The following is a 6,253-nucleotide window of genomic DNA, read 5'->3' as shown; positions in this document are numbered from 1 at the left end:
CCCGCCACAATCACCGGACCGCGTGGTGGTGAGGTGCGCAGGCGGGCGGCTTCCGCGCGGATGAGGGCTGAGCGGCGCTCCTTCGGGTCCATCATGCCGATGGCTTTGAGGTGCTCGGGCCACAGATCAGTGACGATCTTCAGGAATTCGAGCGTGATTTTCCAGTATTCAGCGTGGTCATCGGGGACAAGACTGCCCAGTTCTGCCCAGCTGGCTTCTTCTGTCTGCACCTCATCCATGAGCGTGAGCAGGTTGCCCGCAAGCCATGCGGCATCAGCGGAGGACGCTGGAACACGGGCAGGATCATCTTCTTTGAGCTGAAGGATCTGGCGGCGGAGCTGGCCTTTCCATGCCCAGACAAGGCGGGTCATGGCCAGTTTACGTTCCATGGTGGACATTGCAGGTGGCAGCGCCTCGCCGTCTCCATGACCTTTCAGGATATGCTCTTCTTCGTCCACATCGCCAAGTGGCAGGATTTTGGGCAGCAGAGCGGCTTTGGAGCCTAAAGCTCTGCGCAGGACATCCGGCAGAGTTCTGGCAGCACGGCGGGTTGGCACGTAGATGGTGACGTCAGCCAGCGCCAGTGGGTTATCATCCGCCTGAAACCCCGGGATCAACTGCCCAGAGAGCAACGCCTCCACAGTTGCCTGCAGAAAGGGCGTGGATGGGGAAACGCTGAAAATATTTGGGGTGGCCGCCACCGGAGCCTCCTGAACAGAACCGAATGCTCCTTTTTAGTTCAGTTTTCAGCGGATCACACAGCAAAAAGCACAGCGCGGTTTTATATCCCCGCGAGTTTCATGGTGAAGCTGGTTTCTTATGCGCAAAGTAAACCAAGAAGCCGTACCAAATCACGAAAATAGGTGTTGCTATTATGGACAGAGTGCTGATTGCAATCATGATGAAATAGGCGGCATCATTCGATGTCTCATCACGTAACCCACCCATGACCTCGAATACAGCGTGCTCCAGATTGAGGGCAACAAGCGCTGTCACAATCAATGTTAAAGGCAGAACGGTTGCCACGAAAACAGCTCTGCCACTAAGTTTGGCAACTCTTTGCAAAAAGACTGCCAGTAATGCGACTCGCCAGCTTGCGACAACAGCAAGAAATAGCATGTTCGCAACTTTCGCATTTCCTAGCGACATAAAGCGCTCAACAGGAATGGAGTAAAGAGCGGCAGGGAGTGAGGTAAGGCTGATGAATAGAAGGATATTTTTATAGCTGAAGTTCTTAGGTTTCAAAGGCTGCGCTATAGCCCAAACCAGACCAGCCAAGACATAGACATACAAAACCGAGCCTAAGCCTGCATATTGCCACAGCTCTGCGGAGGGATGATCCCAATAACGACCGATGCCCACCAACCAGGTGACGAGCAAGCCCCAAGCCAAGTAGGCTGAATAAGACCTGCCCAGTGGCGGCTTGATTGGGCGGAACAGAAGAAAATTAATCTGATCCTTTAATATTTCGCTGAAAATTGGTTGCATCCGCGTCTCTACGAGAAATCCATTCAACTAAATCACTTGGTTACCCTTGTGTGAGGGCTTGTAATTTATTCATGTTGCAATGAGACATCGCCAGTACGCAACTGCAGGAATGAGTTTTGTGTCCCTGTATTTTCAGTGGCCAATCGCTCGCCTCACTCACGCCCGAAGGTCAATTGCGTGGTTGATTTGGATGCCGGTGTTTGCGGCGCAGTAGGTGGGGAATGGGACGCGGGCGGCGGTGTTGATGTCGCGTTTGATCCATTCCCGCTCTTCCAGCCGAACCAGCGAGGCTGACAATGCGCGGTCGGTGATTGTCGTCAGATCTGATCTTATTCCCGAGAAGCGCTGGGGAGTGGCAGTTAGTGCCAGAATGGGAACCGTCCAGCTTTTACGCAGTAAGGCAAATTCCTTTTCATCGGGAACTGCGGCCACGATCCTGCTGGCGATTTCAGCGGCTTTGACACCTTTTGGGGTCAGTCGAAATTCCGGGCGGAGTGGGTGGCCGTGGCCCGGGTTCCTCTCCAAGAGTTTGAGCTGGGTGAGATGTTCAAGACTGGCCGCGAATGACGTGCGGCCAGCACCAGATGCTGCCAGTAACGGAGCCTGCCTGCCGGGAACCCCTGAATGTAACAGGGCCAGAATGTTTAGAGACCAAGCCCGAGAAGTGAGCTTGACAAGTGTCGCAATGTCCATAAAGTATAGTTACTTTATTTTTTCACAAAAGGAAAGTTTGATGTCCTTAGTTTCTTTGGAAAATACGATTACCCTCGCCATTTCTGTTCGTGACCGTCATGTGAGCGCTGAATGGTACAGCTCCATGCTCGGCTTTGAGCTGATCCATCACATTGATGAGGCTGGCTGGAGTGAGATGAAGACAAAAACGGCTGGCGTCACACTTGGGCTGGGTGAGCAGACCAAGCCTACCCCCGGCAATACCGTTCCTGTTTTTGGCATTGGTGATATTGAGAGTGCGCGCGGCGCTTTGGAAGCTGCGGGCGTGAAGTTTGACGGTGCGACCGAAACCATCGAGGGCATGGTGAGCACAGCCACGTTTTACGACCCAGACGGCAACGCGATGATGTTGGCACAGGACCTGACTGTGCCTGCGTGATATCAGCGTCCATTACATACTCACCTCAATGAGAAGCTGAAGAAACCAGTGCCTCATTGAGGTGAGCGTAAGCTTTACAAGGCGGGGCTTAGCCTGATGGCATTGCACTGAAAGCGGTCTATACTCTGCCGGATGTTGCAGCCTGCTAAGATTCTCATTTTGACCTACGGCTCTCGCGGAGATGTGGAGCCCTTTATCGCTTTGGCCTGCGGGCTTACAGCTCGTGGTCACACGGTTACGCTCAGCAGTGCTGAAAAGTATGGGGACTGGGTCAAGAGTTTCGGTCTGGCGTTTGAACCACTTTCGAACGACACGATTGATCTGATGACCACTCCTGACGGGATTGCAGCGCTGGAGGGATCATCCGGGCTCATAAAGAGAGTTGCAGCAGGTACACGACTGGCGAAGAAATCCGGACGGCTGAACGATGGACTCAACCGTGATGCGTGGCGGGCCGCCCAAGCCGTTCAGCCCGATCTTATAATCTTCCACCCCAAAGTGATGGCTGCGCCTCATATTGCAGAAGCATTGGACATTCCGGCTGTGATGGGGTTGTTGCAGCCGATGATCGTTCCAACAAACGAGTTCCCTGTGGCGGGGATGCCCCGCTTGCCTATACCGGGCTACAACAAGCTGGGGTACGCACTCGTCAAACTCTCTTATTCGGCTTTTCGTAAATCGGTCAATCAATTGCGAACCAAGGCTCTGAAACTGACAGCAATCCAGCATCGCAATGAGGTTCTGTTTCCCCGTGGGGCTCTACCAATCAAGACGCTTCATGCGATCAGCTCGTGGGTTGTTCCCCGGCCAAAGGACTGGCCGGATGCGGCGGTTATGAGCGGTTACTGGAGTTTGAAGTCTGACGGGGACTATGAACCACCAGCAAGTCTGCGTAGTTTCCTCGAGCGTGGACCCCCACCCGTTTACATTGGGTTTGGCAGTATGACGGTTGAGGACCCCAAAGCGTTGCAAGAGGTTCTTGTTGAGGCCCTGCGAAAGGCAAATGTTCGCGGTGTCCTCTCAACTGGCTGGGCTGGGTTTGATGCCATTGAGAGCGACGATATCCTGAGTGTTTCTGATGTTCCACATGAGTGGCTGTTTCCGAAGATGGCAGCTGTTGTACACCATGGCGGCATGGGAACCACTGCCCAAGGGTTTCGTGCAGGCGTGCCTTGCGTTTTGTGCCCCTTCTTCGGCGATCAGCCTTACTGGGCTCAAAAGAGTGTTGCTCTTGGCGTTGGCGCTCCGCCTGTGCCTCGCAAGGCCCTAACCGCAGACAAGTTGGCACACTCCATTCACCTTGCAGTCAATGACGCCTCACTGAAGAAAAACGCGAGTGACCTAGCCTTGCACCTGCAAAGCGAAGACGGCGTTGGGACTGCGATCGCAGAGATTGAAGCGTGTCTTGCCAAGGTGGCAGAATCCTTCATGAAGACCTCAGTTTAAATCCGAATACAGATCGCACCATGACGGGTTAAGTGCTTCAATCAACTCAAGCTTCCATGTGCGCCTCTAGGTAATTCCAGAGGCGGAGGGCAGCAGATTTGAAGGACTGGCGGGATAAATTCCTTACAGTTGGCGAGGTTGGATTGAAGACCGCCGCTCCGAGATAGTCGGGACACTGAAATCAGTCGATTGAAAAGTAAAGCGGGCGGTCTGACCATACATAACGAGCTTTTTGCTGGCATATTTCCCACATGCAGACATGGCGTACTTTTGCTCAACGAAGATAGAGCAAATGAGCATCATGATGTGTACCGCGTGTTTAGCGATACCGCATCTACCGCTTTCATTGCATCTCTTTGAAAGAGTAGAATCTAACTTAATATTTCAAGACACGGGTAGTCAGTCAGACACAAGCATGCAGAGTACAGATCATTTATGCAACCTATTGTATATAAATCTATAGAACTCAAGGAAGAGTAAAATGTTAAAGACTGTACGACTCGGCGATGGAAATGACTATTACAGCAACTATGACTTAGTAGCGGACCTTGTTTACGCAGGCGGTGGTAATGACAGGATCCACACTAATGAAGGTAATGATTTCATCCATGGTGAAGGTGGTGATGATTTCCTAACTGGTGGCAATGGTGATGACACTATTTGGGGCGAGGCAGACGACGACTACCTTAGTGGTGATGGTGGTAATGATACGCTTTTCGGTGGCACAGGTGATGATGAAGTAAGTGGTGGTAGTGGCGACGATTACCTAGACGGAGAGACTGGCAATGACATTTTATATGGCGGGTCCGGTAATGATACTTTCAAGTTTAATAGAGGCAACGGCCAAGATAAAATCATCGATACGTCTGGTAGCAATGACACTATTCGTTTCGGTAGCGGGATCGAATTAGATCATGTCATGGTTGCTGTAGACCCAGTAAACCCCAATGATCTAAAAATCTACATCATTGATCCGTCAAATCCAAATCAGATCACCGATGTGATCACCCTTCAAGACGGAGCAAGTGCATCTTCCCCAATCGAGAAATTCGAATTTGCTGATGGTACGACACTAACAAAACTTGAGTTCCAGACTGATGGGACATTCACAATCAATGGCTCTGCTGGAAATGACGAGCTAAATGGTAGCATTGTGAATGATACCATCCTAGGCGGTGAAGGAAATGACGTTATTAGGGGCGGTTCTGGTAATGACACCCTCCTGGGTGGTGAAGGAAGTGACGTTCTCCAAGGTGGCGATGGAGACGATACACTTGATGGTGGTGCTGGTGTTGACTTTATTCGCGGTGGTAGTGGGATCAACAATATCGTGACCGGCGGTGCGGACACCGACGTATTCATGTTTGGCCCAGGTGATGGCCTCAGCGTTGTCACTGATTTTACAGATGGTGTCGATCTCATCGGCTACTATGGAGAGGTGGCTCAGGTTATTCAGACTGCAGAAGTCACTGCTGAAACCTTTGCTGGCATCGCTTCACTTGAAGGCAAATACATTGGGTCAACACTCGTAAAAATTGATGACTCTTTTGCTGTGTTGGATGGATTTTCTACAGATCAGTTCTCTGGTGCAGATCTGTACAACTTGTCAGCCGCAGCTACAGCAACAACTGAAGCTATGGACCTACTAGCGTAGTAAACCAAAATTTTTGCTGCCAACCTTGTGTTGGCAGCTCACTTCTCATTTTCCAGCCTCATTTTTAAAAGAGTTCCCAGTAACCAACATAAGCCACGACAAGTGGCTATTGGCAATAATTGCCCTTTTGTCCATTCACCCGGCGTATCCCCGCAGCAACACCTTTTTCCCTTCTGCAACTTTTCGTTGACAGGTGGGCGGTTCCATTCCACATTCATATATGAGGCTTCGAAACCTCTTTCCACGCGGTACCCGCTCCCGTAACTAGCGGATTTTTTGTGCCTTTTTTCCAAAGGCGCAAACCCTTTGCTATGAGCGGGAGGGCGGTGAATACAATACTTCCTTCGGGAGGGAATAAACTCGCCTGCCGTGGTCAGGTTTCGAACCTCCCGCTCGCCAGCGGGCCTTCGAAAGCCCAATGTCGTGCGGTTCATTCAACAGCCAACCACGTGAGGGCTTTGATTATGGACGACACTGCATGCGCCTGTGGCGCCACAAATACTCTTCAGAATGAATTTGACGAAATAAACGTTGCTGTTTCTGATCTCCAGAAC

At 51.3% G+C, this 6,253-nt stretch carries 5 protein-coding genes and 1 pseudogene; 3 read left to right on the top strand and 3 right to left on the bottom strand.

Features of this window, described 5'->3' with window-relative positions:
• The 3 genes and pseudogenes from PsW64_RS27970 to PsW64_RS16525 all read right to left on the bottom strand — a co-directional run.
• A pseudogene (locus tag PsW64_RS27970) lies at positions 1–701 on the bottom strand (double-strand break repair protein AddB); the annotation flags it as partial.
• Positions 702–798: 97 nt separating this feature from the next.
• The gene (locus tag PsW64_RS16530) at positions 799–1,488 is read right to left on the bottom strand and encodes a hypothetical protein (protein WP_063304293.1); all 690 of its coding nucleotides are present in this window, start codon (positions 1,486–1,488) and stop codon (positions 799–801) included.
• Between the two features lie 156 nt (positions 1,489–1,644).
• Positions 1,645–2,181: a winged helix-turn-helix transcriptional regulator gene (locus PsW64_RS16525; RefSeq protein WP_057462706.1), complete on the bottom strand. Its 537-nt coding sequence runs from the start codon at positions 2,179–2,181 to the stop codon at positions 1,645–1,647.
• A gap of 40 nt (positions 2,182–2,221) precedes the next feature.
• Here PsW64_RS16525 and PsW64_RS16520 point away from each other — a divergent pair, with 40 nt between their 5' ends.
• The 3 genes from PsW64_RS16520 to PsW64_RS16510 all read left to right on the top strand — a co-directional run bounded on the left by PsW64_RS16520 (position 2,222) and on the right by PsW64_RS16510 (position 5,699).
• Positions 2,222–2,599, top strand: coding sequence for a VOC family protein (locus tag PsW64_RS16520; RefSeq protein ID WP_063294230.1), 378 nt, complete (start codon positions 2,222–2,224; stop codon positions 2,597–2,599).
• Between the two features lie 159 nt (positions 2,600–2,758).
• Positions 2,759–4,045, top strand: a complete 1,287-nt coding sequence (locus tag PsW64_RS16515; protein WP_206599563.1) for a glycosyltransferase — start codon at positions 2,759–2,761, stop codon at positions 4,043–4,045.
• 481 nt (positions 4,046–4,526) lie between these two features.
• The gene (locus PsW64_RS16510) at positions 4,527–5,699 is read left to right on the top strand and encodes a calcium-binding protein (protein WP_063304291.1); all 1,173 of its coding nucleotides are present in this window, start codon (positions 4,527–4,529) and stop codon (positions 5,697–5,699) included.
• Positions 5,700–6,253 lie beyond the last annotated feature (554 nt).

It is taken from the genome of Pseudovibrio sp. W64, assembly GCF_001623145.1.
Taxonomy (GTDB): Bacteria; Pseudomonadota; Alphaproteobacteria; order Rhizobiales; family Stappiaceae; genus Pseudovibrio.
This window is presented reverse-complemented; position numbering and strand designations above follow the sequence as displayed.